Origin of the sequence: Actimicrobium sp. CCI2.3, assembly GCF_035019065.1 — a bacterium.
Taxonomy (GTDB): Bacteria; Pseudomonadota; Gammaproteobacteria; order Burkholderiales; family Burkholderiaceae_D; genus Actimicrobium.
Genome location: NZ_JASJWR010000006.1, coordinates 50,764 through 77,066 on the forward strand (window position 1 = coordinate 50,764; position 26,303 = coordinate 77,066).

The following is a 26,303-nucleotide window of genomic DNA, read 5'->3' on the forward strand; positions in this document are numbered from 1 at the left end:
GCTAAGTCGCCATAATCTGGCGGAGCTGTGCTGAACCGTACCACTCTGTGTTGGAATGATGCTTAAGGAAATTGCAACAAAAATGGCATTAAATTGTACACCTGAGATTTGTTACGGTTAGTGATTCGCGACAAAAAGGGAGTAATAACAGAATAAATTTTGTAGTAATAAATTTTAAGTTTTACTTTTATCGTTATTCCATTACGGATTTGCTTAACCGATTTTTCTCCACACCATGAAAATTGCCATTCTTGATGATTATCAGGACCGAGTTCGTCATCTAGACTGTTATAAATTGCTTGCTGGCCACGACGTTAAAATATTTAATCATTCGGCGCGCGGACTCGGGCAACTGGCAATCCGTCTTGCGAGTTTTGATGCGCTGATTTTGATAGACGCGCGAACCAGTTTGTCTGCAGCGTTGCTCAACAAATTGCCTCGCCTTAAATTAATCGTGCAAACCGGTAGGGTAAATGGTCTCATCGATCTTGCTGCTGCGACGGCTAACGGAATAACGGTTGTCGAAGGAACTAGTGATCCAACGGCACCTGCTGAACTGACTTGGGCATTAATCATGGCATCAATGCGTAGGATTCCTGACTACACATCAAATTTACGGGATGGTCTTTGGCAAACCGTATCGACTTCGCCAGATAAAAATTTGCTAGGTCGCGTATTAAAGGGACAAACGCTGGGAATTTGGGGTTACGGAAAAGTTGGTCGCCTAGTGGCCACTTTTGGCAAGGCATTCGGTATGTCAGTTCTTGTATGGGGGAGCACTGAAAGCCGCATCTTGGCAAAAAATGCGGGTTTTGAGACAGCAGTATCAAAAGAAGAATTTTTTTCTCGCGCCGACGTGCTTTCCTTGCACTTAATTTTGAGCGAAACCACGCGTGGATGCGTTACTTTTGCTGATCTTGCGGCAATGAAGCGTTCGGCATTGCTAGTCAACACAAGTCGTGCGGAATTGCTTGCAGAAGATGCTCTTCAGCAAGCATTAATAGCGGGCTGTCCTGGTTATCTTGTGCTGGATGTTTTCGATACTGAGCCCCTGCCCGCAACATCGCCGCTGCTGCAGTTTTCCAATGTACTGGCTTCACCTCACTTGGGTCATGTCGAGGAGGGTAGCTATGAACTGATTTTTTTTGCGGCTTTTCAGAGTGTTATAGATTTTTCTACTGGCTTGGCGCACAACGTATCAACGTCGGGAGCTTTACCGTCAATCAGATAACGTGTCGTTGGATGTTTTGCAGTATCGCCCCATAGCCGGACCATCAACCAGGCTTCCACCATGGTTCCATAACCTCGCCCATCCAGGTGGCCATGCTATTGGGGGGCCAGCGTATTGTTGGACTCCGCTACGTACAGGGATAACTGGTACACCGCGGGCTGCCGGGTCTTCACGATGATTCCAGCTCAGACTAAACGTGTAATCTGGTAGCAGCAAATCACAAGTGCGTGCGAACCAGTCCGTGTGATCTTCGTCTCTGCCAAGTGCCTGCGCCAATCCTTGCGGGTCAAAGCGCGCCAAAGCGTCAACAAGTTCAACAGTGCTCGCACCTGGCGCATCTCCCCAGCCCATTACCGGGTTGAAGTTATAGTCAGCCCCAGACCCGTACCAGCCCTCTCGTCGAGACCGGTGCATCCAGTTTCGCGGCCCACAAAATAGTTGCCAGCGCCAGTGCATTCCCGATGGGTTTGGCCAATTATATAAATACAAACGTTGATATCCCGCCTGATGCAACTCCCGCATCATTGCCATGAGCCGCGCCTGCGGCATTCGGTCCGGTGGAGCGCGCCGAAACAAAATAGGTTCGCCATCGGCATGCTGGATCTCGTCGGAGGAAAGATTCAGATCCAGAGTTCTGGATTCGCTACCGAATCGGGCGGCGATCCATCCTGTGAGCAAGTTGACCATGACGATGACACCGTAGCCGCGATGACGGTGAAAAATAACAGTACCAGGGGCAACAGGTTTCATGATCGGTTTGCTCGGATTAAATGAATTCAGGGATTAGTTTAGCGGTAAATGTCGAGCTGGATTATTTGTCTTCCTGACAATTCGGGCGCACCAGGGCGATGCGCAAAAATCGAAATGGAGACACATTAGGGCGTTTCTGACCCGTCGAAACAAGTGGGGATCACGGAACGCCGAAAACTGCACCTGCAGACCTGGCCTGTAATTTGCTATAAGAACTTTCCTCGCTCGATATATTGCTGCGAGTTCAATTGATGTTATTGCCCACCCGGCCTTATAGCAACAGTTGCCGACCCCTCGGACTACTATGCCGGCGATCTGCCGGATTCAGGAGAATGTTGTGATGACAGAAAATTTCATTTTAGGTGACGGTGCCCTACACCAGCGTTTGTGTGCAATTACAGAAATTCTCGGAAAATTTGTTGCCTGCGCGCCGCGTCAACTCAGCATTTGGAATCTCGTCGAAAGCACTGGGCGGAGTGAGTGCGATCTTGAAAACTTGTGCGCTGGGTTAGCGCGTGCAGCATTACTCAAATCAAACTTGCAGTTGCCGGGCAGTTGGTCGCTGGCTTGTGCACCGGACAAGGTTACTCTGGAGGATGTGTTTCGTTGCGTGATGGCGGAACAACCTGCGCCAGGACATTCTTCTGGTTCGGCCTTCGTTCCCATTCCTGGCTATCAGCCACAGCGTTTGCAACATGACGCCGATCTGCTCGTGATGCAAGCCGCGATGGCGATCAACCAAAGTGTGTTCAAGCACTTGCGTCAATTTTCCCTTGATCGTCTCAAAGTGAGTTCAGCTGCCGCCTACCCGGTGCCGAGATCATCGCGTCATGTGCCGCGCCGTTCGGCGACCGTCGCCTGAGCCTTGGTCTGTTGATCTATGCTTGAACCGCATAAAGTGATGCTTACAAGGCATTGGCTTTGCGTCCTCGTCTTCGCCTACGATTCGTTCTTCTCAGGGTAACCACTTCTGTCATCATCAGAGGGCTACTCCTACTTTTCCCTTTGCGTAATGTTGGAGATGTAATGACAGCGGGTAACGATTTCATTCTTGGCAACGGGGATCTGCACAAGCGATGTTGCGTCATTACCGAGTTGCTGGGGAAGTTTGTCTCAGTTGCTCCATTGACGTTGACACTGGCTCAAATAAAGCGAGATACAGGACTTAATAGTCGTGAAATAAATAAATATTGCAGCGATTTACTCCTGAGTAATCTGATCATTGAAACATCATATGGCTGCTGGAAGCTGGCCGGAGCAGCGGCCGACCTGACCCTGGAAGACGTTTATCGTTGTGCCATGGCAAAAACCGAATCGGACACAATTCCTTTTGCAAGACAGAGTGATCACCATCTTAGCCACGCTGCTGATTTACTGTTGATGCAGGCTGCACTGGCGATCAATCAAAGCGTACACAAACATTTGCGACAATTTTCACTGGATCGTCTCAAACCCGCTACGTGCGTGCCTTTTCCCGTTAGCCTACGTCGGTTGTCCGGACTGAATTACAATGAGTCTTTCGACCTGGCACCCGCCGGGCACTCTGCCTGATTCCCATGACACTTCGCGTAATTGCCACCGGCGGTACCTTCGACAAGCATTACGATGAAATTGCCGGCAAGTTGATTTTTGGTGCCGGCCATCTGGCTGCCGCGATTGCGCGTGCGCGCATTACCTTGCCTGTAATTCTCGAAGAACTACCTTTCCTTGATTCGCTGGAGATGCAAGATGCAGATCGTCAGCATATCCTTGCCAGTTGCCTTGCGTCTGCTCAGTCAGCCATCGTGATCATTCATGGTACTGACACGATGTCCGAAACAGCGACCGTTCTGGGTGCTGCCGGTTTGTCTCAGACCATTGTGTTAACGGGAGCGATGATTCCTTATGAAATCGCGAATTCAGACGCGTTGTTCAATTTTGGTTTTGCCTGCGGAGTGGCCCAAGTCTTGCCATCAGGTGTCTATGTAGCGATGAACGGACAGTTTTTTAATTGGGATAAGGTGAAAAAAAATCGCTCTGCTGGTGTCTTTGAGCCTGCTTAGAATGGCGGGGTTTATAAATCTTTGTTGATTGAAATTGCGTAGTCCTATTTAACCAAGATTTAAAATACGCATGCCAGCGTGCATCGCTAGCGGCCTATCCAGGAGACATTCCATGACCCAATCTCGACGCATTGCCGCCTGCGCCAGTGCGCTCTCTCTATTATTTTTCTTGACGGCATGCGGTGGTGGCAATAATGCATCGGCACCAGCGCCAGCCGGAGACACGACAACACAACTACTCGCCGAGCCTGGGACCCCGACTCTCACCAACGATACTGCCACCGATGGATACAATCGCCTCAATTTTCGCAGGCAACAAATGGGACTCGGAGTACTTACTAGAAATGCCAACGTTGATCTCGCGGCACGTGGACATTCCAATTACCAAAAAGTAAATGACAAGATTACCCACGTTCAGGTTGCCGGCAAACCTGGTTTTACAGGAGTAGGTGTGGCAGAGAGGCTGACCGCTGCAAATTACGTCTTTACGTCAACGCGCGGGTACGCATTTGGTGAAGTCATTGCAGCGAGCGCCAATCTTGCGGGTGCTACCAATGTAGAAGATTTGATTACCGCCATTTATCACCGCTTTGTCATTTTTGAACCAAAGTTTCTGGAGGCAGGAGCGGGATCGGATGGTTTCAGTGCTACCGGATACAACTTTCTAACCGTCAACTTCACTGCGAACGGACTAGGACCCGGCTTAGGTAAAGGCAAATTTGCGGTATATCCGTCAGCCAATCAGACTGGAGTAACGACCGTCTTTTATAGTGATCAGGAATTACCTGATCCTGTGCCGAACCAGAATGCAGTTGGCTATCCGGTGAGTGTTCATGCAGATATCGATGCGGTCGTTACCGTACAGACATTTACGATCAGCCCACGTGGCGGACAAGCACTCGCCACGCGCCTGCTGATCAATTCGACCGACCCTGAAACCCCGTCTTCTGCAGCAGCCATTATTCCTTCGGCAGAGCTGAGTGCCGCAACGACCTATGACGTGAAATTTGTAGGCACCGTGTCCGGTCTGGCTGCCGACCGAATCTGGTCATTTACGACAAGGTAATATTTTCTCTAGGTAACTCTCTGTAAATAGGCAATACTGTTGGTTAGTATTTAGGTTGTACTAATGACGACAATATTGGCGGCCAAAGAGCTACCTTGAGGAGATCGTGATGTCATCGCTTGAACAAAGCACTTTCCAGCTTGCGCTCATTCACTTTTGCGAACAACGCGCCCAAATAGAATTACTTAGCCGACGCATCGGTGAAAACGTACAAAAACTGGTGCTGTTACAAGAGCAAGTTATCCAGGTAACGACACATACCAGACGATCACCAGGTAATGTTTTTGAATTAAGCGTAGTGCGGTTGCGCGCTGACATGGCCTTGCTGGTTGCCGATACCCGGCGTTTGGCAAAGTTGGCAGGTGAGTTGCACATCGAATTCATTGAAGTTGCTGCTCGATACTTGACTGAGAGCAGATTGCGCATGACACGGCTAATAAATGTTCGTGACGAGCATGGCAAATATTGCGATGAAGAATTAACAACGCGGATAGACTCCGCGTTGCTCAAGTGCCGCCGAGAAATCGATCAGATTATGGGACTAATCGAGCGCACCGGCTCCTCGGTGGCCTTGTTGACAGTGTCAACCGCCCAGTTTTCCTCACTGGCACTTGCTTGAAGTGTTGAAAGCACACCTTATTTCCCGATACAAAAACGACTGAAAATGACACCTAATAAGTCGTCCGACGTAAAAGCGCCAGTGATGCTGCTCAGTTGGTCTTGTGCCAGGCGCAATTCTTCGGCGAACAGATCCAGTGCATGGTCGCTCAATGCGGCGTGGTCAGCAGCAAATTGCAGATGGGTTTGTGCAGCGGCGAGCGCTACAAGATGACGTTCTCGCGCAAGGAACAGCGATTCGCCAGTTTGCTGCCAGCCAGCCAGCCGTAATAATTCTTCACGTAGCAAATTCATGCCGAGCTGGTCGGTAGCGGACAGATAGACATGCGTTGCATCGGCGAGGCGATCAACGGCAGGCTTGTGTCCTGACAAATCAATCTTGTTCCATACGCGCATTACCGGAATATTTTCTGGAAATCGCATCGTGATGTGTTCATCGGCCAGCGTCGGTCCGCGGCAAGCGTCCAGCAAGTGAATAATGACATCAGCATTCGCGACGGCAGCCCAGGTACGTTCGATACCGATACGCTCCACTTCATCCGTTGCATCAGAGGCGTCACGAATGCCGGCAGTATCAATGATGTTGAGCGGGATTCCCTCAATCTGGATCGTCTCGGTGACTTTGTCGCGGGTGGTACCGGCGATTGGTGTAACGATGGCCACATCGGCACCGGCCAGCGCATTGAGCAGTGATGACTTGCCAACATTGGGTTGACCAGCTAAAACGATATTGAGACCATCACGCAGCAATGCGCCCTGAGCGGCTTGACGAAATACTTGATGCAATGTTTCTCGTATGGCCGTCAGCTTGCCTCGCGCATCCGATTTTTCCAGAAAATCTATTTCTTCTTCCGGAAAATCGAGTGTTGCCTCAACCAGCATGCGCAAAGTGGTTACTTGCTCGACGAGTGCCCCGATGATTCCGGAAAAAACACCAGACAACGATTGCGAGGCCGAGCGTGCCGCAGCTTCGGTCGAGGCATCGATCAGGTCGGCGACTGCCTCGGCCTGGGCCAGATCAAGTTTGTTGTTGAGGAATGCGCGTTGGGTAAATTCGCCTGGTTGCGCGAGACGCAAATCAATAGCACTGCCAGCTTGCAGGCAGCGCGCCAGCAACAGTTGCATGACCACCGGTCCACCGTGCCCCTGCAATTCAAGGACGTCTTCGCCCGTGTAGGAGTGAGGCGCTTTGAAATACAGCGCTAAACCTTGATCGATCGTGTTGCCATCAGCGTCAACGAAACGGGTATAGGTCGCATGGCGCGGTTGCAATGTCGACCCAGGAACCAGTCTGCAAATATCGGCGGCAATATTGCCAAGATTCTTGCCGGATAAACGGATGACACCGATGCCACCGCGCCCAGGCGCAGTGGCAATGGCAACAATGGGAGAGGAATCTAATTTCATGGATGGATTTTAACTTCTTGCCAGGGAGGGACAACGAATAAAAAAGCCCGCGAAAAAATCACGGGCTGTTTTGAGTAACGAGGGTGTCTTGCTTAGGCCGGCTTGAATTTTTGCTCGGCCTTTTTGGTGATAACCCATTGCTGGGCGATCGACAGCACGTTATTGACTACCCAATACAGCACCAGACCGGACGGGAAGAAGAAGAACATGACGGAAAAGATAATCGGCATGAACATCATGACCTTGGCCTGCATCGGATCAGGTGGTTTTGGATTGAGTTTGGTCTGGACAAACATCGACACGGCCATCAGTACTGGCAAGATGTAATAGGGATCCGGTGACGCCAGATCATGAATCCAGCCCAGCCATGGCGCGTTACGCATTTCCACACTGGCCAGTAAAACCCAGTACAGCGAAATGAACACCGGGATTTGGACCACGATCGGCAGGCAGCCACCAAGCGGATTGATTTTCTCGGTTTTGTACAAGGCCATCATTGCCTGGTTCATTTTTTGCGGATCGCTCTTGAAGCGCTCACGGATCTCCGTCATTTTTGGCGTCACCATTTTCATTTTCGCCATGCTGCGATAACTGGCAGCCGATAACGGGAAGAACGCAAGTTTGATCAGCATCGTCAGGACAATGATGGTCCAGCCCCAGTTGCCGAGAATCTTGTGGATTTGCGTCATCAACCAGAAAATTGGCTTGGCGATGATCGTGAGCCAGCCATAGTCTTTCACCAGGTCAAGTCCAGGCGCAGTCTGTTCCAGCACGGCCGATTCCTGAGGACCCGAATACAGAAGCGAATCGAGTGAGGCAGTAGCTCCCGGAGCCAGCGATCCTAGCGAAACGATACTGCCAACCGCATACAGGTTGGTTGCGATCTTCTTCGTGAAAATTTCGCGTTGGGTCTGTGGCGGCAGAATAATTGCCGAAACGAAGTAATGTTGGATCAGCGCAATCCAGCCGTTGTCAGCCTTGCTGGCATGCTCTTCGGTATTCTTTTCGATTTTTTCAAAAGTCAGTTTCTGGAATTTTTGCTCTTCCGTATAAACAGCCGGTCCAGTGAAAGTACTGTAGAACGACGATTCTCCCTCAGGCTTGCTACCGTCACGGACCAGTTGCAGGTAGACCGAAGGGGTTACCGCTGCTGTGCCGGTATTGGTGACATCGTGTTTCAGGTCGATATGATAATCGCCACTTTTGAAAGTGAATGTCTTGGTGAGCTTTACACCACCTTGATCGGCATCAAGTACCAGTTGCAACGAACCACTGGTATCCATTGTCCGCGTACCGGGACGGGCGATAAACACCGTCTTGTGGTTAGGAAACGCCCCGCCAATCAGGCCGCTTTCTGCAAGATAAGTGCGACTTGCGCTGCTATCGAATAAAACAACATTTTTTGTCTTGTCGACCGTGTCCTTGTGCTTGAGCAATTCAAGGCGTTTCAGTTCACCACCTTGTGTATCGATGTCAGCTTTGAACACATCAGTGATGAGCGTGATTGTTTCGCCTTTGGTCGCAGCGGCCATATTTGCTGCATCGACACTGATCGCACCAGTTGCATTGGTAGCGCCTGGAAGTGATTCAGGATTTGGTTTTTCAACGGTGGCCGAGCTGGCAGGTTTTACTTGCTCGCTGGTTCCTGGGAATAACATCGGAGGCTTGCCGTTGTGCTGCTGCCATTTGTCCCACAGCATTAACAGGGACAAGGAGAACACAACCCACAGTACGGTACGTCGGATATCCATAGGTGTTTTAAATAATTGAGTAGTCAGGAGTTCAGGGATGGTGGCAATTGCAAGAAGGCGTCGCAGTGGCACTCGCGGTGTCGCGTCGTGGAACCGGGTCGAGACCTCCCGGGTGCCAAGGATGGCATCGTGCCAATCGCTTGGCCGCGAGGATACCGCCTTTCAGGGCACCGTGCTCAGTAATTGCCTCTGCAGCGTAGTCCGAACAGCTGGGAAGAAAGCGACAGTTTTGTCCCAGAAAAGGACTAATGCCTAATTTGTAGGCACGCAGTAGCGCTAGCAAAACGGATTTCAAACTGTCTCCCTGGGTCGTTGCGACGCAAAAAGTTGCAGTAGCTCTGACCGCAGTACCTTCTTCAAGGTGCTCGTGGTGGCGGGACCTTTGCGGACATTGACTGGTTTTGATAGCCGCACGATGCAATCTATTGGGGGTAGAGCGGCAAGCCGGAACAACTCTCTGGTGACGCGCTTGACGGTATTACGCGTGACAGCTCGCGGTGCCAGGCGTTTGGCAACCACGACGCCCAGTCGGGCGTGGGCCAGCGCATTGACACGGGTGTACAACACAAAATGCGCACTGCGATACACAGGCCGCAAACGAAAAACGGATGAAAATTCATCCGTTTTAACGATGCGCCGTTCCCGTGCAAAGTCCTGTAAGCGAGCGCCGGTCACACCGGATGCGAGCTGTTGCAACAGCTTTTAAGCTGCCAGGCGCTTACGGCCTTTGCTGCGGCGTGCGTTAAGCACGGCGCGGCCGCCACGGGTTGCCATGCGAGCGCGAAAGCCATGGGTACGCTTACGGCGTACGACGGAAGGTTGATAAGTACGTTTCATTATGGTCTCGCTATTCAGCTGAAAAAAATCGGAGTATGAAAGCCGGGGAATGACCCGGTCCGGGGTTGCTTGCGTCCCGGTGCTCGAAAGCGCTTCAATCGTTCTTCACTCTGTCCCCAGAGGCGGATGAAGCTGCAAACGGCAACAGCATGGTACGCAGGCGGGTCGAACAGTGAACCCGGGATTAGACAGTACTTTCGGCTTGCTTGTCAATAACTTAGCGAGATTTCCTGATGCGGTCCTGATACCGGCGGTGCGCGAGAAAAGTCCGGCTCCCCTGTGGATAACTATCTCCGTCAAGGGTAGAATACGGTCCGTTATGGCGTCTTCCCACAGCTAGCCAAGATCAGCCTGAGGATAATGACCGTGCTGTTCGTCAGTACCGTTCCGCCTCCCCCAATTCAATAGAAGATGCATGGATAATTTCTGGCAAACCTGCTCAGCCCAACTGGAGCAGGAATTAACGCCGCAGCAATTTAGCGCCTGGATCAAACCACTGATCCCCCTTGATTACGAAGAGGGGCGGCTACGCATTGCCGCGCCCAACCGGTTCAAGCTCGACTGGGTCAAAACACAGTTCGCTAACCGCATTACGGTGTTGGCAGCGCAATACTGGGAAGAACCGATTGATGTGCAGTTCGTCCTCGATCCGCGCCTGAACGCACCGCGCAAGCCAACCGTAGCGATGCCGGTGACGGCGCGGGTTGAAGGAAATGGGATCAATGGTATCTCCCCCCCAATTGACGGCTTGCTTGACTTGCCGGTGGTTGACAGCGCGCCACGTCGCGACCAGAGCCGGGTCAATACCGCACTGACATTCGACAGCTTCGTCACTGGCAAGGCCAACCAGCTCGCGCGCGCTGCGGCAATTCAGGTAGCCGATAATCCCGGTAGCTCGTATAACCCGCTGTTCCTGTATGGCGGCGTTGGCTTGGGGAAAACCCACCTGGTTCACGCGATCGGCAACCAGGTCATGGCCGACAATCCTTCTGCCAAAATCCGTTACATCCACGCCGAGCAATATGTCCGTGACGTCGTCACTGCTTATCAGCGCAAGGGCTTCGATGATTTCAAGCGCTACTACCATTCGCTCGACGTTTTGCTGATCGATGATATTCAATTTTTTGGTGGCAAAAGCCGTACTCAGGAAGAGTTTTTCTACGCGTTTGAGGCGCTGATTGCTGCAAAGAAGCAGATCGTCATCACCAGCGACACGTACCCGAAAGAAATCACCGGCATGGATGATCGCCTGATTTCACGCTTCGATTCCGGCCTGACGGTTGCCGTGGAGCCGCCCGAGCTGGAAATGCGCGTCGCGATTTTGCTGAAAAAAGCAGCACAGGAAGGGGTTAACTTTTCCGATGACGTGGCTTTTTTCGTGGCCAAGCATTTGCGTTCGAATGTGCGCGAACTCGAAGGTGCATTGCGCAAGATCCTTGCGTTCTCGCGCTTTCACGGCAAGGACATCACGATCGAGGTCGTCAAGGATGCGTTGAAAGACTTGCTGTCGGTCCAGAATCGCCAGATCTCAGTTGAAAATATCCAGAAGACGGTGGCGGATTTTTTCAACATCAAGGTCGCCGACATGTACTCGAAAAAGCGCCCGGCCAACATTGCCCGACCGCGCCAGATCGCCATGTACCTGGCCAAGGAATTGACTCAAAAAAGTCTGCCGGAAATTGGCGAATTGTTCGGTGGTCGCGATCACACCACGGTTTTGCATGCGGTACGAAAAATTGGCGCAGACCGTTCCAAGAGCCCTGAATGTAACCATGAATTGCATGTGCTGGAACAAACACTGAAAGGATAGGCAGGCAGTGCTTGCGGCCCTGTGGATAACTCACGCAAGGCAGGCGCTGGCTGTCCTTGCGAATCGGGCAGGAATGCGCATTTTGTCAGGAACGAAACCTTTTCTGTCAAAATGCGGAGGGAGTAAAACTGCAGTCTGATTCAATGGGCCGGATCCAGTGGCAGGGACTTTCACTGGCACCATTTCCACCAACAATGATTACCAAGGATGACACCATGCAATTGGTTAAAACCAGCAGAGACACCCTACTCCGGCCACTGCAAATCGTGAGCGGTATTGTCGAGCGTCGGCACACATTGCCGATTCTGGCCAATATTCTCATACGCAAGGACGGCGACAAGGTCTCGTTCCTGTCGACGGATATCGAAGTCCAGATCACAACGCACATCACCGTCGAAGGCGGCGAGGAGCTCGCCGCAACGACGGTGGCAGCCCGCAAGCTGCTCGATATTCTGCGTGCTCTGCCCGAGTCGGGCGACGTGTCGCTGTCACTGGCCAATAAGCGCATGTCAGTTCAAACCGGCAAGTCACGGTTTTCACTGCAAACGCTGGCGGCCGAAGAATTTCCGACTGTTACGCAAGCCGAGCAATACAACGCGCAACTGAGCTTGCCGCAAAAAACGCTCAAGCACCTGTTCAACATGGTTCACTTTTCGATGGCGCAGCAGGATATTCGCTATTACCTCAATGGCCTGCTATTGGTCGTCGATGGCAAGAACGTGATTGCCGTCGCGACCGATGGTCATCGACTGGCATTCTGCCAGGTCGAAACCGAACAGGAATTCACACGCCAGGAAGTCATCATTCCGCGCAAGACCATTATCGAATTGCAGCGTTTGCTGGAAGACACCGACGAGCTGGTACAAATTGACATCGCCACCAATCAGGTCAAGCTGACCTTTGCCGATATCGAACTGATTTCCAAGCTGGTCGAGGGTAAATTCCCGGACTACACCCGCGTTGTGCCGAAGGGCTACAAGAATAACTTCACGCTCGGTCGTGACCAGCTGCTGCGATCACTGCAACGTGCGGCCATCATGACCAGCGACAAATTCAAGGGCGTGCGCTGCATCGTCACACCCGGTAGCATGAAGGTGAGTTCAACCAATGCGGACCAGGAAGAATCGGTTGAAGAAATCGAAATCGATTACGGCGGCGATAGCGTCGACATCGGATTCAATGTTACCTACCTGCTTGATGTCCTCAATAATCTCAAATGCGATCAGGTCAACATCGCACTCGGAGACGCCAATTCATCGGCGCTCATTACCATTCCGGACAATGCTGATTTCAAGTATGTCGTCATGCCGATGAGAATCTGACCGGCTCATCACGGTCACTGCAAGGGGCCGGTTGGCCCCTTGCCGCTTTACAGAACTCGAGAATGCACTTTTTTCGTTAGCCCCAGCAGTCAGTCACCGTTTAGAAGGTACCCATGTCCGCGATTCCTCAAGATACTCCAGGTCAGTTGCAGTCCAACCAGTACGGCGCATCATCCATCCAGATTCTTGAAGGACTGGAAGCCGTACGCAAACGGCCCGGCATGTACATTGGCGACACGTCCGACGGTACCGGCCTGCATCATCTGGTGTTTGAAGTGCTGGACAACTCGATCGATGAATCGCTGGCCGGTCATTGCACCGAGATCAATGTCACGATCCACTCCGACAATTCGATTTCGATTACCGACAACGGCCGCGGCATTCCGACTGGCATCAAGTGGGACGACAAGCACGAACCGAAACGCAGCGCCGCCGAGATCGTCATGACCGAGCTGCATGCCGGTGGCAAGTTCGACCAGAACTCGTACAAGGTATCCGGCGGGTTGCATGGTGTCGGCGTGTCGTGCGTCAACGGCCTCTCGAAGTTGCTCAAGCTCACTGTGCGGCGCGACGGCAAGGCGCACTACATGGAATTTGTGCGCGGCATTCCGCAAAACCGCCTCATCGAAACCGTTGAAGGCGTGCAGATTTCACCGATCAAGGTCACCGGCGACACCGACAAGCGCGGCACCGAAGTGCACTTCTGGGCCGATGAAGAAATCTTCAGCCACATCGAATTCCATTACGACATCCTGGCCAAGCGCATCCGTGAATTGTCCTTCCTCAACAATGGTGTGCGTATCAAGCTGAGCGACCATCGTACCGGCAAGGAAGAAGAATTTGCGTTTGAAGGCGGTACCCGCGGCTTCGTCGAATACATCAACAAGAGCAAGACCGTGCTGCATCCGACCGTGTTCCAGGCCACTGGCGACAAGATGTCGGACCAGAACACCAACATCAGCGTCGACGTGTCGATGCAATGGAATGATGCCTACAACGAGCAAGTGCTCTGCTTCACCAATAATATTCCGCAGCGCGACGGCGGCACCCACCTGACCGGCTTGCGTGCGGCAATGACGCGGGTGATCAACAAGTACATCGAAGAGCACGAGTTCGCCAAGAAAGCCAAGGTCGAAGTGACCGGTGACGACATGCGCGAAGGCCTGACCTGCGTGTTGTCGGTCAAGGTGCCGGAGCCGAAGTTCAGTTCGCAGACCAAGGACAAACTGGTCTCGAGCGAAGTGCGCGGCCCGGTCGAGGAAATCGTCGCCAAGACCTTGTCGGACTATCTGCAAGAAAAACCGAACGACGCCAAGATCATCTGCGGCAAGATCGTCGAAGCCGCGCGCGCTCGTGAAGCGGCCCGCAAGGCTCGCGAACTGACCCGTCGCAAGGGCATCATGGATGGCCTCGGCCTGTCGGCCAAACTGGCTGATTGCCAGGAAAAAGACCCGGCGCTGTGCGAGCTGTATATCGTCGAAGGAGACTCCGCTGGCGGTTCCGCCAAACAGGGCCGCGACCGTAAATTCCAGGCCATCCTGCCATTGCGCGGCAAGGTCCTTAACGTCGAAAAAGCCCGTTTTGAAAAGATGCTGTCGTCCGAGCAGATCACCACACTGATTGCCACGCTTGGCACCAGCATCGGTCCCGATGAGTTCAATCCGGACAAGCTGCGCTACCACCGCATCATCATCATGACTGACGCCGACGTCGACGGTGCCCACATCCGCACCTTGCTGCTGACGCTGCTGTATCGCCAGATGCCGGCGCTGGTCGAGCGCGGTCACGTCTACATCGCGCAGCCGCCACTCTACAAAGTCAAGCATGGTCGTGACGAGCGCTACCTGAAAGACGATATCGAAGAAGCCGCGTACATGATGCAGATCGCGCTCAACGACGCCGCCCTGATTCCGTACGAGCAGGCCGAACCGATCAGCGGTGATGCACTGTCCGAGCTGGTCCGCCAGTACAACACCGCCAACGCGATCATCATGCGTTTGGCGCGGGCGATCGACAATGCGGCACTGACGGCCATCATGACCGGCGTCACGCTCGACCTGAGCACGCCAGACAGTTCTGCCCGCGCCGCCGCCGAGATGATGGCCGCAATCAATGATCCTGCCGTCGATGTCGTGGTGCGTTCCGATGACCTGTCGGACAAGCATCAGTTGCGTATTCAGCGCATGTACCACGGCAATATCAAGTCCAGCGTCATTGATGCCGATTTCGTCAGCGGTCCGGATTACACGGTTCTGGCCAATGCCGCAGCCACCTTCAAGGGTTTACTGGGTGAGGGCGCGATGGTGCGGCGTGGTACCGGCGAACGCATCAAGGAAATCCGCATCAACGATTTCCATCAGGTCATGGCCTGGTTGCGCGAAGAAGCCGAACGGGGTGTGTCGAAACAGCGCTACAAAGGACTGGGCGAAATGAACCCGTCGCAGTTGTGGGAAACCACGATGGATCCAGCAGTGCGGCGTCTGCTGAAAGTGCAGATCGATGATGCGATCGCTGCCGACCAGATCTTCACGACATTGATGGGTGACGATGTCGAGCCGCGTCGGGCATTTATCGAAGCCAATGCTCTGCAGGCGGGCAATATCGATATTTGATGCAAGCCGCCCGTTTCGGGTAGCGGGAAACCGGCGTTTTTGACAGGGCTGCTTTGGCAGCCCTGTTCGCTGGTTCTCCTGCTTCGCGGTTGCGCTGGCGGGCTGTGAAGTCTCCGTTACGTGTCAGGCCGGCGCACCAGCTTGACGTCGCGGGTCGGCGTGCGCAAAGGCGTCGAGCGCGTCGCAGCGGGCCATGATCCGGTCGACGGTCGGGATGTCGGCAACCGTGATCTTGAAAACGCGTGCAACGACGACAATGCTGGCAAGGCAGATGTCGGCAATGGTGGGCGACTCACCGTGGCAGAACATGCCGGTGCCGGGCTCCGACGCGAGGCGCTGTTCCAGCGCTTGCAAACCTGTCGTGAACCAGTGAATTTGCCAGGCGCGCCAGGCTGCGTCGTCGAAGTTACTGGTGCCGGTCAGGTACTTTTTGATGCGCGGTGTGACGAGCGGGTGGGTATCGCCAGCCAGCATCGCCGCCAGGGAACGAACCCGTGCACGCGCATGCAGTCCGGTCGGCAGCAAGGCTGGCGCAGGCTGCATTTCATCGAGGAATTCGAGGATCGCCAAAGATTGCGTCAGGGGTGCCTGACCAGGCTCGATGAGTGCCGGAATGGCACCCATCGGATTGATCTTCAAAAAGGCAGCGCTGCGCTGTTCGCCGGTATCGAGATTGATGATGCGTTCATGGGCAGTGAGGCCTTTGAGGTTGAGTGCGACGCGTACGCGATACGTCGCCGAAGTGCGCCAGAAGGCAAATAACTCGAATTCAGGTTGCTGTGACATGGGATCTCCGATGGAGGGAATCAAATAGTTGCATGATTGTTCGTCAAGCTTGCAGCGCCAGCAGATAATGCAGGTATCTTGTGAATGCGTCTAGCCAATAGCTGACCAGCAGGGACCGGATGCATGAATTGCCTCTGCTCACACTACCAGACTAAGCCGCGCCGTTGGGCTTCGATTGCTGGTTGCTGATCTGGCAGGCATCGATTGCTTTACTGGGGTTCAATGGAGTGCAGCGATGTCGGAATATCGGAAAAGCTTTTTTTGGTGTCTGTGCTTTTGCCTGTTGCTATCCATTGTTGCGGCGTTTGATTTACTGACGTCCTACCGACAGGAAAAAAAATCTGCCTATAACCGAGTCGCTAACGCCAGCTTTCTGCTCAGCGAATGGCTTCATGGAGCGATGGAAAATTCCGACTACGTGCTACGCGATATCATCGGTCAGGTCTCGCCGGATGCCTTGCTCTATCCGGATGCCGACCTGGTACGGCAGGCGCGCATCACCCGCCTGATCGAAGCCAAACGAACCACGCTGCCCAATGCGGCCGGGGTTGGATTGGTTGACCGGAACTGCGTGGTCACGCACACGAACGCCAAAGCAGGTGTCGATGCGAGTGGCCGGGAGTGGTGCAAGTCGATGCGGGAAGATCCGTTGCGCGAGACCTTCGTTTCACACGTCTACACCAACAAGGCGGGACGGTTATCGGTCACGCAAGTGCGGCGCTTCCCGGATGCCGGGAAGGGGTTTCAAGGCTCGGCCGGTGTCGCGCTGGACCTTGGTTTTTTTTCTGACAGGATCGCGTTGATGGCGCTGGGTCCGGGCGGCGCGATCCTGATCGCTGATACGCGGCTAGGTTTGCTGGCGCGCAAGCCGGCCAGGCCGGAGTTGCTCGGGAAAACGCTCGACGATGCGCAGACCGCGCAATTCGTCGCCTCGAGCGGGGCCTACGCGTCCTATCGTGGGCGCTCGACCATTGACGGCATCACACGTCTGTATGGTGCCCGCAAGGTCGATGACCTGCCGTTCATTGTCGTTGTCGGAGAAGCCGATAGCGACTGGCAGGCAAGCTGGCGACGGCGCGCGCTGGGAGAGATGGTGGCGCTACTGTTGCTCTGTACGATGGCGATCCTGATGTTGCGCAAGCATTGGGCACTGCTACGCCATCAGCAGATGTTGTCGAAGATGGCCAATACCGATACGCTGGCCGGCGTCGCCAACCGGCGTCATTTCATGTCCCGTTTTAGCGTGGAACTCAAGCATGCACAACGACATGGTTCCGGGCTGGCGGTACTCATGCTCGATATTGACCACTTCAAGCAGATCAACGATACCTACGGCCATGCGATGGGTGACCAGGCCATACTCAGCTGCGTTCAAGCCTGCCAGACGGTGTTGCGTGACATTGATTTCCTGAGTCGTTTCGGTGGCGACGAGTTTGCGATTTTGCTGTCGGATACCGGTATCGACGGTGCGCAGGTGGCAGCAGAGCGGTTGCGTCAGGCAATCCTGCATTGCCGGATTGCCAGCAACGCCGGCGAACTGGTCACGATGACAGTCAGCATCGGGCTGGCAATGCTCGATGCCGGCACACAGGACGTCGAGGCCGCACTGGCCAAAGCCGATGCCGCGCTGTACCGCGCCAAGAGCAGGGGGCGCAATTGCATCGAGTTTGCGGCGTGAGCCGGACTTTTTCAATCACATCAGTACCGGATGACCGATTACCGCATGGCGTCAGTGCCGCTCTCAGGCTACCCTCAGCAACACTGATTGCGACGATGACGAACCCTCCATGAAATTGCCTCTCCCGGAAAATCTGGCTCCGGTGGTCATGGCCCCGCGCTGCCTGTCCATTGATCTCGAAGTTGGCATTCAGGATTGCCGTATCCACAGTTTTGCGGCCGTTCAGGGGGATACCCGGACGGCGTTTGTTTTCCGCAAAGGTGATCTGTCCGAAGCACTGTCAAAGCTCGATGACTTCGCGGCGAGCTCGTCGTTCCTGCTGGGTCATAACCTGATCGGTTTTGACCTGCCGCACCTCGCTGCTGCTGCGCCTACCCTCGCCCTGCTGCATTTGCCGGCGGTCGACACGTTGCGCCTCAATCCGCTCGCCTTTCCGCGCAATCCTTATCACCACCTGGTCAAGCACTACCAGGATGGACGACTGCAAAGTGGCTCGCTCAATGATCCGGAGCTCGATGCGCGCCTGGCGCTGACGGTATTTCATGACCAGTTACTGGCCTTCCAGACACTTCAGTCCGACACCCCCGACCTGCTGACGGCATGGCACTGGCTCACCGTGCCCGACGGTATCAGCTCGGGTCTCAACGCAGTCTTCATGACCATCCGCCGTGCAGCACGCCCATCGTCAGAGAGCGCCCACGCCGCGATCCTGCGGCGCTTGTCCGGGCAAGCTTGCCGTGTGCAAGGTCAGGCGATCCTCAACGACAGCGCCCGTCACGGCTGGGCGCTGGCCTATGCATTGTCGTGGCTCTCTGTTGCTGGCGGCAATTCCGTCATGCCGCCATGGGTGCGGCATCAATTCCCCGCCGCCGGCGAACTGGTCAGGCAATTGCGTGATGTCCGTTGTGATGACCCGTCCTGTGACTGGTGCAGCGAGAGGCACGATGCCCTCAAGGAGTTGCAGCGCTGGTTCGGTTTGCCCGGGTTTCGTCCCGAACCGGTCGATGCAGATGGTCGTCCGCTGCAACAAGCCATCGTCGAAGCCGCGATGACGGGCCGCCACGCGCTGGCCATCCTGCCCACCGGCACCGGCAAATCGCTGTGCTATCAGCTGCCCGCCTTGTCGCGCTATGACAAGACCGGTGCGCTGACCATCGTTATTTCGCCGCTGGTAGCCTTGATGGCAGATCAGGTCGCCGGTCTCGAAGCGCGTGGTATTGCCTGTTGTGCTGCCATCAACGGGATGCTCTCGATGCCGGAGCGCGCCGACGTGCTCGACCGCGTGCGGTTGGGCGATATCGGCATCCTGATCGTTTCGCCCGAGCAGTTGCGCAACCGCGCGCTGCGCACCGTGCTGGCACAGCGCGAGATTGGCGCATGGGTGCTCGATGAAGCTCATTGCCTCTCGAAATGGGGACACGATTTCCGGCCGGACTATCGCTATGTCGGACGCTTCATCCGTGAAAGCGCCGGCGCGGGCAACGTCCCACCGGTGTTGTGCCTGACCGCTACCGCCAAGCCGGATGTGGTCGCCGACATGGTCGGCTATTTCCGCGACAAGGTCGGCATCGCGCTTGCCGTGTTCAATGGCGGGGCCGAGCGCAAGAACCTTGATTTCGTCGTTGTTCCGACTACCCCCGCGACCAAATTCGCCGACATCTTTCAGCTCGTGATGACCGATCTGCCGCTGCCCGGTTTGGGCGGCGCGATTGTCTACTGTGCGTTGCGCAAGCAAACCGAAGAGGTCGCGCAATTCCTGCGCGAAAAGGGTGTGCGCGCCAGTCACTTTCACGCCGGTCTGGCACCCGAAGTCAAGAAAGTCACGCAACAGCGATTCATCGCCGGCAAACTGACGGTGATGGTCGCCACCAACGCGTTCGGCATGGGTATCGACAAACCGGATGTGCGTCTGGTGATTCACGCGGACATTCCCGGCTCGCTGGAAAACTACTTGCAGGAAGCCGGACGCGCCGGTCGCGATCGTGCCGCGGCGCGCTGCGTTTTGCTGTACACGCCGGAAGACGTCGAGCGGCAGTTCGGCATGTCGGCTCGTTCCCGCCTGACACAGCGCGAAATCCAGTCGATCCTGAAAGCGCTGAAAAACATCAATCGCAAGAAGCGGCTAGATGGTGAAATCATCGCTACCGCTGGCGAGATTCTGGCCGAAGACAATGAAGCCGCTTTCCAGCGCGATTCGGCCACCGATGACACGCGGGTGCGCACCGGTATCGCCTGGCTCGAAGAAGCCGCATTGCTGACGCGCGAAGAAAATCGCGTGCAGGTGTTCCCGTCGTCGTTGCGGGTCGCTTCGCTCGACGAGGCGCGACAAAAACTGGCCGGCCAATCCTTGTTTGCCGACTACCAGCGCCAGTTACTGGCGCTGGTGCAAGCGCTGATCTCGGCCGATGCCGACGAGGGAATCTCGACCGATGAACTGATGGGCGTCTCCGGGCTATCGGCCGACAAAGTGCGTGCCGCACTGTACGACCTTGAGACGCTGGGCATTGCCAGCAACGATACGGCGCTGACCGCTTTTGTTCACGTCGGCGTCGAGCGCTCTTCGCTCAAGCGCCTCGCCGAGGCGGCCGAACTGGAAATCGCGCTGATCGATTTGCTGCGGCAAGCGGCACCCGAGCTCGGCAAAGGCGATGACACCCTGCTGCAGTTGCGCCATGCCACGCAGGCCCTGAAAGACGCCGGCCACACCACCGCGCTGCCGGAAAAACTGGCACGGATCGTACGCAGTCTGGCCAGTGACGGACGCAACGAAGATGGCGGTACCGGTAGCCTGCGCCTGCGCCGGCTGGATGCAGAATCGCTGCACATCACGTTGCAGCGCGACTGGTCAGCACTGGCAAAAACGGCTGCATTGCGGCGATCGGCGGCATCCGTATTGCTGGCCCACTTGCTGGCAAGTGTGCCGACGGGATTGCGCGGCGCTGACTTGCTGGCAGTGACAACGCTGGGAAAACTCCATGCTGCCATGGACGATGATCTAACGCTGAAGATGGATGTGAAAGAACCGGCCAAATTACTCGACCGTGCGCTGTTGTGGTTGCATGAACAGGAAGTGATCCGGCTCAACAAGGGCTTGGCGGTATTCCGGCCGGCGATGACGATCCGGCTGGCGATGGACAAGCGCGGCTTCGCCAAAGCCGATTTCGCGCCCTTGAAACTGCATTACGACGAACAGGTCGTGCAGATCCACGTGATGGCCGAGTACGTGCAGCGTGGCTTGCAGGCGATCGCGCAAGCGGTGCAACTGGCGATGGATTATTTCAGCCTTGAGCGTGATGAATTCATGCAGCGCTGGCTGCCCGATCGCGAGAAGGAGCTGGCGCGGCAAACCACGCCGGCCTCATGGCGCAGCATCGTCGAGGAGCTCAACAATCCGGTCCAGCAAAAAATCGTCACCGACGACCGCGAGCAAACCAATGTTCTGGTGCTGGCCGGACCCGGCTCCGGCAAGACCCGCGTGCTGGTGCACCGGATTGCCTACCTGATCCGCGTGAAACGCGAAAACCCGCGTGCCATCCTGGCGCTCGCCTACAACCGCCACGCTGCCGTCGAAGTGCGCCGTCGCCTTGCCGCGTTGATCGGCGATGACGCCAGGGGCGTGGTCGTGCTGACCTGCCATGCCTTTGCCATGCGCCTTACCGGTGCCAGTTTTCGTGGGCGTTCGATGCACGACGGTGAGGCCTTCCGGGAGGTCATGCGCCAGGCAGTGGCACTGCTCAAGGGCGACGGTCTGCCCGCCGATGAAGCCGACCAGCAGCGCGACCAACTGCTGGCCGCGTTCCGCTGGATTCTGGTCGACGAGTACCAGGACATCGGTCCTGACCAGTACTATCTGATCTCCGCGCTGGCCGGTCGCACCCGTTCCGAAGAAGATGGTCGGCTCAGCCTGTTTGCGGTCGGCGATGACGACCAGAACATCTATGCCTTTGATGGTGCCTCCGTCGAATTCATTCGCCGCTTTGAACAGGATTACGCCGCCAGGCCGGCTTTCCTGCTCGACAATTACCGCTCGACGCGCCACATTATCGCGGCGGCCAACGCGCTCGTTGCACCGGCCCGGGAGCGTATGAAAGCCGACAATCCGGTCACGATAGACAGTGCTCGCAGCAAAGCCGATGGCGGTGGAGATTGGGCGGTGCGCGACCCGGTCGGCAAGGGACGTGTCCAGATTCTCCCTGCCGGTGAGAGCCCGGTCGACCAGGCCGTCGCGGTGATGACCGAGTTGCAGCGCCTGTGCGCGCTTGACCCCGACTGGGACTGGAGCCGGGTCGCCGTGATTGCCCGTGACTGGTATTTTCTGGACCCGGTGCGTTGCTACTGCGAACGCGCTGCCATCCCGGTCCAGCTGGCCAACGAAGAAATTGCCTCATTCTGGCGGCTGCGCGAAACCCGCGCGCTGATCGACTGGTTACATGCCCGCGAGAGCGCGCTGATTGATACGGGCGCTGTCTACGGTTGGCTCGCTACCCAGCCTTCAGGACCTTGGTGGGCCTTGTTGCGTGAAGCCATTGACGACTATCGACTGGAGACCGTTGGTGCCGAATTGCCGGCGGGTTATCTCATCGATTGGCTGGCCGAATGGGGCCGCGAAATGCGTCGCCGCCAGACCGGATTGCTGTTGCTCACTGCGCATCGCGCCAAGGGACTGGAGTTTGACCATGTCGCGATTCTTGACGGCCACTGGGATCGACGTGGCGGAAATGAAGATGCCGATGCACCGCGTCGCCTGTACTACGTGGCGATGACTCGCGCCAGGCATACGCTGCTGTTGGCGCGCTCGGGCAAGCGGCACGTGTTGATCGATGCCTTGCCGGAGTCGCCCGCTCTGTTGCGTCGTCAGCCGGCCATGCTGTCTGCGTCGCCGCCGGAGCTGGCGCGGCGCTACTTGTCGCTCACGCCGCAGGATGTCTATATTGGTTTCGCCGGTCGACATCAGCTTGCGGACCCGGTGCATGCTGCGATTGCAGCGCTGTCGGCTGGTGATCCGATCACGTTGATACGGGGAGAGCGTCACTGGGAGTTGAACGACTGCATGGGGCGCACGATCGGGCGATTGTCGAAGGCGTTCACTCCGCCAGCCGGCATGCGCTTCGTGAGTGCTCGCGTGGCAGCAGTGCTGGTGTGGTATCGCGACGAGGCAGATCCCGGCTATCAGGCGCTTGCGCGTTGCGAGCAATGGGAGGTAGTGTTGCCGGAACTGGTTTTCGGGCCGATGAGTTGATGATGTCCGCGGTCGGGGCAGGCGGATCTACCGAAGCAGCAAGCCAGATAATCGCTCGCTTCAAACGCGGTAATTTTTTCAATCGCAGCGCGGCTCGACTACCATACTGATTTCCGCTTCAATGGACTTCCATGCCCGTCTCCCCGACCCCCGAACAAATCGCGATCATTGATTCGACCAAGCCGGTCACGATGATCGAAGCCGTCGCCGGTGCCGGCAAGACCACGGTGCTGGCGTGCGTGCTCAAACGGGCTTGCGAAAAAGGTGTCGCTGCCGGCCAGGCCATCGCGCTGTGTTTTTCGCAGGGGGCCAAGGAACGATTGATGCAAAAATTCCTGGAAGAAGGAACGCCGCGCGGCATCGTGGTCCAGACCGTCGAAGAGTTCGCTCGTCAGCAAGTGCTCAACATGGCCAGCGCCAGCTATCTCGACATCCCCATTTTTTACGAGAGCAATGAGCAGATCCGGCCACATATCGTGGCCGCAGCCGAGATGGTGTGGCAGCGATACGCCGATGCCGGCGTACGTACTGATTTTGACTTTTCCTTTGACAGCAACGAACGGGTCGAAGACTTTATCCGCTTGCTGGTGCGCCTGAAAGCGAGCCTCCTGACACTCGAATTTGATGCGCGCGAGTCTGACGAAATCGCCGAGTCGCTCGACGAATCGCCGGAGATCATCGCGATTTGCCAGGAGATCGAACGCCAGCGCGGGGCCGATACCGGCGAGTGCATCTGGCAAAGTCCGTTCGATCATGCGACCGATTTGATCGCGTTATTCCGGCGCCAGCCAGAGGCGATTGACGTGTTGCCGCGTTTCCGGATTTGTGTGGTCGACGAATGGCATGACGTCAATGCAGCCGAGTTTGCGCTGGTGCAATTGCTGGCGCGGCATGCGCGGCTGGTGGTGGTGGGTGATCGCGACCAGATTATCAATGCCGAACGCGGAGCCGACCCGGCGCTGTCATCGAATGGCTTTGATTTCGCTTTTCCCGGAGCGACCCGGCAGGCCATTACCCGCACGTTTCGTTTTGGCTCGTCCGTGTCGACGCTGGCCGCCACGATGATGCGGCGCGAATGCGTCTCGCAGCCGGGACTCAGTACCAAGGTCACCCATGTCTCGTACCAGTCCGGGCCGGACAATGATTGCGCTGCCCAGGTTGTTGCGGTCATCGTTGCAGCACGCGCGCGCAAGGTGGTCAAACTCAGTGAGTTCGCCATCGTGGTGCGCGATGCCGACCAGAGTATCGAGATCGAAAACCAGCTGATCGACGCGCAAATTCCATTCCGCTGTACGGGTTTCGATTCGTACCTGGTGCGTCCCGAGATACTGATGCTGCGCGGCTTGCTGCATATCGCCTCTGGCAGTTACACCACGCTGGCCGGCGACAAGCCGACCTGCGAAAAGCTGGTGCGCAGCCTTGGTCTGTATGCGTCGGCGCGGTTTGATTCGGATGCCGATTTTGCCTCGCTGCTGTCGTTCGACGAACGGCTGTCCCCGGAGCTGAAAAACGAACGGCGCTGGCAAGAAGCCCTGCGCATGATCACCGCCGAACCGGCCACGCTGGAGTCTTTTTTTTCAGGCATCCTGTGCCGGGTTGCGTCGGTCGATTCGGATAGCACCGGGCGCTGGAAAATCCGCTTTGCCGAGGTCGTCGAGACCTTGCGCACGATGGCTCGAACCGACACGGCAGTGGCCTTGCTGACCTACGCCGCCCGACAGCTCGATCTGGTGTCGGCCACCAGTCGGGTTTTCGTCAGTCGCGGTCGTGCTGATTCGGCCGTACGGTCCATCGATGCGTTTATCCGCTTTGCTGGCAACCGGCCTGACCAGTCGACGGTCGACTTCCTCACTGAACTGGCAACCCGACAGGCCAGCGTGAGCAAGAAGCTCAATTACCTGAAAGGTCGTGCCCAATTGGATTTGACGACGGTGCAATATGCGAAGGGCAAGGAGTGGCCGCAGGTGTTAATTCCGTACCTTGAGCGCGGCCAGTTTCCGCGCACCGCCAGTCTCGGCGAGGAACGTCGCTTGCTGTATGTGGCAATGACGCGGGCGATGACCGCACTGACTCTGTTCGAGCCAGCCGGCCAGCCCAGTACGCTACTTGTCAGATCCTGAACCTACTGGTTCGGTCAGGCTGCTACTGGCTGGTGGACTTCGGACAGGATTTCGTACGAGCGCAGGCGCGCGTCGTGATCGAAAATCTGCGAGGCGATCATCAGCTCGTCGGCACCGGTACGCTCGATGAATGCATCCAGCGCGGCGGCAACGGTGGCGGGACTGCCGATGGCCGATGACGAGAGCGTGTGATCGAGCATTGCGCGGGCGTCGGGCGGCAGCTGCGCAAGATAACCGGGGACTGGCGGTTGCAGCATCGAAGCGCGGCCGGTACGCAAGTTGACGAAGGCCTGTTGCATCGAGCTGGCCATCAAGACGGCTTCTTCATCGGTGTCGGCGGCGAAGACATTGAAGCCCAGCATCACATAAGGTTTCGCCAGTCGTGCCGATGGCTTGAAGCGGGCCCGGTAGATCTCGATGGCTTGCATCATCTGCGCCGGTGCGAAGTGCGAGGCAAAGGCGTAGGGCAATCCGAATTCGGCCGCTACTTGCGCGCCATACGTACTACTGCCGAGTATCCACATCGGCACTGTCGAATCGTTGGCCGGCACGGCGCGTATGCCGTGGCCGCTGTAGGGCTTGAAGTAATCCATCAGTTCCAGCACATCGGACGGGAACTCGTCGGAGTCGCTCGTCAGGTTGCGGCGTAAAGCGCGTGCGCTGGCCTGGTCCGAACCCGGTGCGCGGCCCAGACCGAGATCGATGCGGTTCGGGAACATTGCGGCCAGGGTGCCAAATTGCTCGGCGATGACCAGCGGCGAGTGATTTGGCAGCATGATGCCGCCGGCACCCACGCGGATCGTACTGGTGCCTGCCGCCACATGTCCGATCACCACGGCGGTCGCGGCGCTGGCAAGGCCAGGCATGCCGTGGTGTTCGGACAGCCAGTAGCGCTGGTAGCCCAGTCGTTCGGCATGTTGCGCCAGATCGAGGGTATGACGGAAGGAAATGGCGGCGGTGCTGCCTTCGACAATCGGGCAGAGATCAAGGATCGATAAGGGAATCATGATGGGCAATCGCAATGAATTAGTTAT

20 protein-coding genes are annotated in these 26,303 nt (G+C 56.1%); 12 read left to right on the forward strand and 8 right to left on the reverse strand.

Annotation, left to right across the window (positions count from 1 at the left end; genetic code table 11):
• The first annotated feature begins 235 nt into the window (after positions 1 to 235).
• Complete coding sequence (locus QN370_RS05155) at positions 236 to 1,231, forward strand: D-2-hydroxyacid dehydrogenase family protein (RefSeq protein WP_322129245.1); 996 nt, start codon at positions 236 to 238, stop codon at positions 1,229 to 1,231.
• Here QN370_RS05155 and QN370_RS05160 read toward each other — a convergent pair.
• Positions 1,220 to 1,981, reverse strand: coding sequence for an L-asparaginase (locus QN370_RS05160; RefSeq protein ID WP_322129246.1), 762 nt, complete (start codon positions 1,979 to 1,981; stop codon positions 1,220 to 1,222). The two genes, QN370_RS05155 and QN370_RS05160, sit on opposite strands and share 12 nt — an antisense overlap.
• Before the next feature lie 340 nt (positions 1,982 to 2,321).
• Between QN370_RS05160 and QN370_RS05165 the strand changes: the two genes are divergently transcribed.
• From QN370_RS05165 to QN370_RS05185, 5 genes are all read left to right on the forward strand, one after another.
• Positions 2,322 to 2,843: a hypothetical protein gene (locus QN370_RS05165; RefSeq protein ID WP_322129247.1), complete on the forward strand. Its 522-nt coding sequence runs from the start codon at positions 2,322 to 2,324 to the stop codon at positions 2,841 to 2,843.
• A 164-nt stretch (positions 2,844 to 3,007) separates the two neighbouring features.
• Entirely contained in the window at positions 3,008 to 3,532 is a 525-nt protein-coding gene (locus QN370_RS05170; RefSeq protein ID WP_322129248.1) for a hypothetical protein, read from the forward strand.
• Between the two features lie 5 nt (positions 3,533 to 3,537).
• Positions 3,538 to 4,023, forward strand: a complete 486-nt coding sequence (locus QN370_RS05175) for an asparaginase domain-containing protein (RefSeq protein ID WP_322129249.1) — start codon at positions 3,538 to 3,540, stop codon at positions 4,021 to 4,023.
• Positions 4,024 to 4,135: 112 nt separating this feature from the next.
• Positions 4,136 to 5,089 carry a CAP domain-containing protein gene (locus QN370_RS05180; protein WP_322129250.1) on the forward strand — a complete coding sequence of 318 codons (954 nt, stop codon included), beginning with the start codon at positions 4,136 to 4,138 and terminating at the stop codon, positions 5,087 to 5,089.
• Between the two features lie 109 nt (positions 5,090 to 5,198).
• The gene (locus tag QN370_RS05185; protein WP_322129251.1) at positions 5,199 to 5,708 is read left to right on the forward strand and encodes a hypothetical protein; all 510 of its coding nucleotides are present in this window, start codon (positions 5,199 to 5,201) and stop codon (positions 5,706 to 5,708) included.
• Positions 5,709 to 5,725: 17 nt separating this feature from the next.
• Here the strand turns inward: QN370_RS05185 and mnmE are convergent, their stop codons facing one another.
• The 5 genes from mnmE to rpmH all read right to left on the reverse strand — a co-directional run bounded on the left by mnmE (position 5,726) and on the right by rpmH (position 9,702).
• On the reverse strand, positions 5,726 to 7,114 hold the full coding sequence (gene mnmE / locus QN370_RS05190; protein ID WP_322129252.1) for a tRNA uridine-5-carboxymethylaminomethyl(34) synthesis GTPase MnmE: 1,389 nt from the start codon (positions 7,112 to 7,114) through the stop codon (positions 5,726 to 5,728).
• A gap of 92 nt (positions 7,115 to 7,206) precedes the next feature.
• Positions 7,207 to 8,865, reverse strand: a complete 1,659-nt coding sequence (yidC, locus tag QN370_RS05195; protein ID WP_322129253.1) for a membrane protein insertase YidC — start codon at positions 8,863 to 8,865, stop codon at positions 7,207 to 7,209.
• A 31-nt stretch (positions 8,866 to 8,896) separates the two neighbouring features.
• On the reverse strand, positions 8,897 to 9,160 hold the full coding sequence (gene yidD, locus QN370_RS05200; RefSeq protein ID WP_322129254.1) for a membrane protein insertion efficiency factor YidD: 264 nt from the start codon (positions 9,158 to 9,160) through the stop codon (positions 8,897 to 8,899).
• A complete protein-coding gene (gene rnpA, locus QN370_RS05205) occupies positions 9,157 to 9,540 on the reverse strand; it encodes a ribonuclease P protein component (RefSeq protein WP_322129255.1) in 384 nt (127 codons plus the stop codon). Before rnpA ends, yidD begins: the two co-directional genes overlap by 4 nt.
• Before the next feature lie 27 nt (positions 9,541 to 9,567).
• Entirely contained in the window at positions 9,568 to 9,702 is a 135-nt protein-coding gene (rpmH, locus tag QN370_RS05210) for a 50S ribosomal protein L34 (RefSeq protein WP_009664891.1), read from the reverse strand.
• 415 nt (positions 9,703 to 10,117) lie between these two features.
• Between rpmH and dnaA the strand changes: the two genes are divergently transcribed.
• From dnaA to gyrB, 3 genes are all read left to right on the forward strand, one after another.
• On the forward strand, positions 10,118 to 11,512 hold the full coding sequence (gene dnaA / locus QN370_RS05215; protein ID WP_322129256.1) for a chromosomal replication initiator protein DnaA: 1,395 nt from the start codon (positions 10,118 to 10,120) through the stop codon (positions 11,510 to 11,512).
• Between the two features lie 215 nt (positions 11,513 to 11,727).
• A complete protein-coding gene (gene dnaN, locus QN370_RS05220) occupies positions 11,728 to 12,834 on the forward strand; it encodes a DNA polymerase III subunit beta (protein ID WP_322129257.1) in 1,107 nt (368 codons plus the stop codon).
• A gap of 113 nt (positions 12,835 to 12,947) precedes the next feature.
• A complete protein-coding gene (gyrB, locus tag QN370_RS05225) occupies positions 12,948 to 15,446 on the forward strand; it encodes a DNA topoisomerase (ATP-hydrolyzing) subunit B (protein WP_322129258.1) in 2,499 nt (832 codons plus the stop codon).
• 123 nt (positions 15,447 to 15,569) lie between these two features.
• Here the strand turns inward: gyrB and maiA are convergent, their stop codons facing one another.
• Positions 15,570 to 16,232, reverse strand: coding sequence for a maleylacetoacetate isomerase (gene maiA / locus QN370_RS05230; protein WP_322129259.1), 663 nt, complete (start codon positions 16,230 to 16,232; stop codon positions 15,570 to 15,572).
• A 400-nt stretch (positions 16,233 to 16,632) separates the two neighbouring features.
• Here maiA and QN370_RS05235 point away from each other — a divergent pair, with 400 nt between their 5' ends.
• From QN370_RS05235 to QN370_RS05245, 3 genes are all read left to right on the forward strand, one after another.
• Positions 16,633 to 17,910 (forward strand): diguanylate cyclase, encoded by a 1,278-nt coding sequence (locus tag QN370_RS05235; protein WP_322129260.1) that lies wholly within the window; start codon positions 16,633 to 16,635, stop codon positions 17,908 to 17,910.
• Positions 17,911 to 18,019: 109 nt separating this feature from the next.
• Positions 18,020 to 23,149 (forward strand): RecQ family ATP-dependent DNA helicase, encoded by a 5,130-nt coding sequence (locus tag QN370_RS05240; RefSeq protein ID WP_322129261.1) that lies wholly within the window; start codon positions 18,020 to 18,022, stop codon positions 23,147 to 23,149.
• A 131-nt stretch (positions 23,150 to 23,280) separates the two neighbouring features.
• Positions 23,281 to 25,269, forward strand: coding sequence for an ATP-dependent helicase (locus tag QN370_RS05245; RefSeq protein ID WP_322129262.1), 1,989 nt, complete (start codon positions 23,281 to 23,283; stop codon positions 25,267 to 25,269).
• 14 nt (positions 25,270 to 25,283) lie between these two features.
• On the opposite strand, the gene QN370_RS05250 is transcribed toward QN370_RS05245, so the two are convergent.
• Entirely contained in the window at positions 25,284 to 26,276 is a 993-nt protein-coding gene (locus QN370_RS05250; protein ID WP_322129263.1) for an LLM class flavin-dependent oxidoreductase, read from the reverse strand.
• Positions 26,277 to 26,303 lie beyond the last annotated feature (27 nt).

Excerpts from the sequence above, each read along its gene's own strand:
- QN370_RS05250 (WP_322129263.1), bottom strand. The coding sequence starts at position 26,276 with ATGATTCCCTTATCGATCCTTGATCTCTGCCCGATTGTCGAAGGCAGC.
- QN370_RS05160 (WP_322129246.1), bottom strand. The coding sequence starts at position 1,981 with ATGAAACCTGTTGCCCCTGGTACTGTTATTTTTCACCGTCATCGCGGC.
- mnmE (WP_322129252.1), bottom strand. The coding sequence starts at position 7,114 with ATGAAATTAGATTCCTCTCCCATTGTTGCCATTGCCACTGCGCCTGGG.
- rpmH (WP_009664891.1), bottom strand. The coding sequence starts at position 9,702 with ATGAAACGTACTTATCAACCTTCCGTCGTACGCCGTAAGCGTACCCAT.
- QN370_RS05240 (WP_322129261.1), top strand. The coding sequence starts at position 18,020 with ATGAAATTGCCTCTCCCGGAAAATCTGGCTCCGGTGGTCATGGCCCCG.
- yidC (WP_322129253.1), bottom strand. The coding sequence starts at position 8,865 with ATGGATATCCGACGTACCGTACTGTGGGTTGTGTTCTCCTTGTCCCTG.
- QN370_RS05185 (WP_322129251.1), top strand. The coding sequence starts at position 5,199 with ATGTCATCGCTTGAACAAAGCACTTTCCAGCTTGCGCTCATTCACTTT.
- QN370_RS05180 (WP_322129250.1), top strand. The coding sequence starts at position 4,136 with ATGACCCAATCTCGACGCATTGCCGCCTGCGCCAGTGCGCTCTCTCTA.
- QN370_RS05175 (WP_322129249.1), top strand. The coding sequence starts at position 3,538 with ATGACACTTCGCGTAATTGCCACCGGCGGTACCTTCGACAAGCATTAC.
- QN370_RS05170 (WP_322129248.1), top strand. The coding sequence starts at position 3,008 with ATGACAGCGGGTAACGATTTCATTCTTGGCAACGGGGATCTGCACAAG.
- QN370_RS05165 (WP_322129247.1), top strand. The coding sequence starts at position 2,322 with ATGACAGAAAATTTCATTTTAGGTGACGGTGCCCTACACCAGCGTTTG.
- dnaN (WP_322129257.1), top strand. The coding sequence starts at position 11,728 with ATGCAATTGGTTAAAACCAGCAGAGACACCCTACTCCGGCCACTGCAA.
- maiA (WP_322129259.1), bottom strand. The coding sequence starts at position 16,232 with ATGTCACAGCAACCTGAATTCGAGTTATTTGCCTTCTGGCGCACTTCG.
- QN370_RS05235 (WP_322129260.1), top strand. The coding sequence starts at position 16,633 with ATGGAAAATTCCGACTACGTGCTACGCGATATCATCGGTCAGGTCTCG.
- QN370_RS05155 (WP_322129245.1), top strand. The coding sequence starts at position 236 with ATGAAAATTGCCATTCTTGATGATTATCAGGACCGAGTTCGTCATCTA.
- QN370_RS05245 (WP_322129262.1), top strand. The coding sequence starts at position 23,281 with ATGCCCGTCTCCCCGACCCCCGAACAAATCGCGATCATTGATTCGACC.
- dnaA (WP_322129256.1), top strand. The coding sequence starts at position 10,118 with ATGGATAATTTCTGGCAAACCTGCTCAGCCCAACTGGAGCAGGAATTA.
- gyrB (WP_322129258.1), top strand. The coding sequence starts at position 12,948 with ATGTCCGCGATTCCTCAAGATACTCCAGGTCAGTTGCAGTCCAACCAG.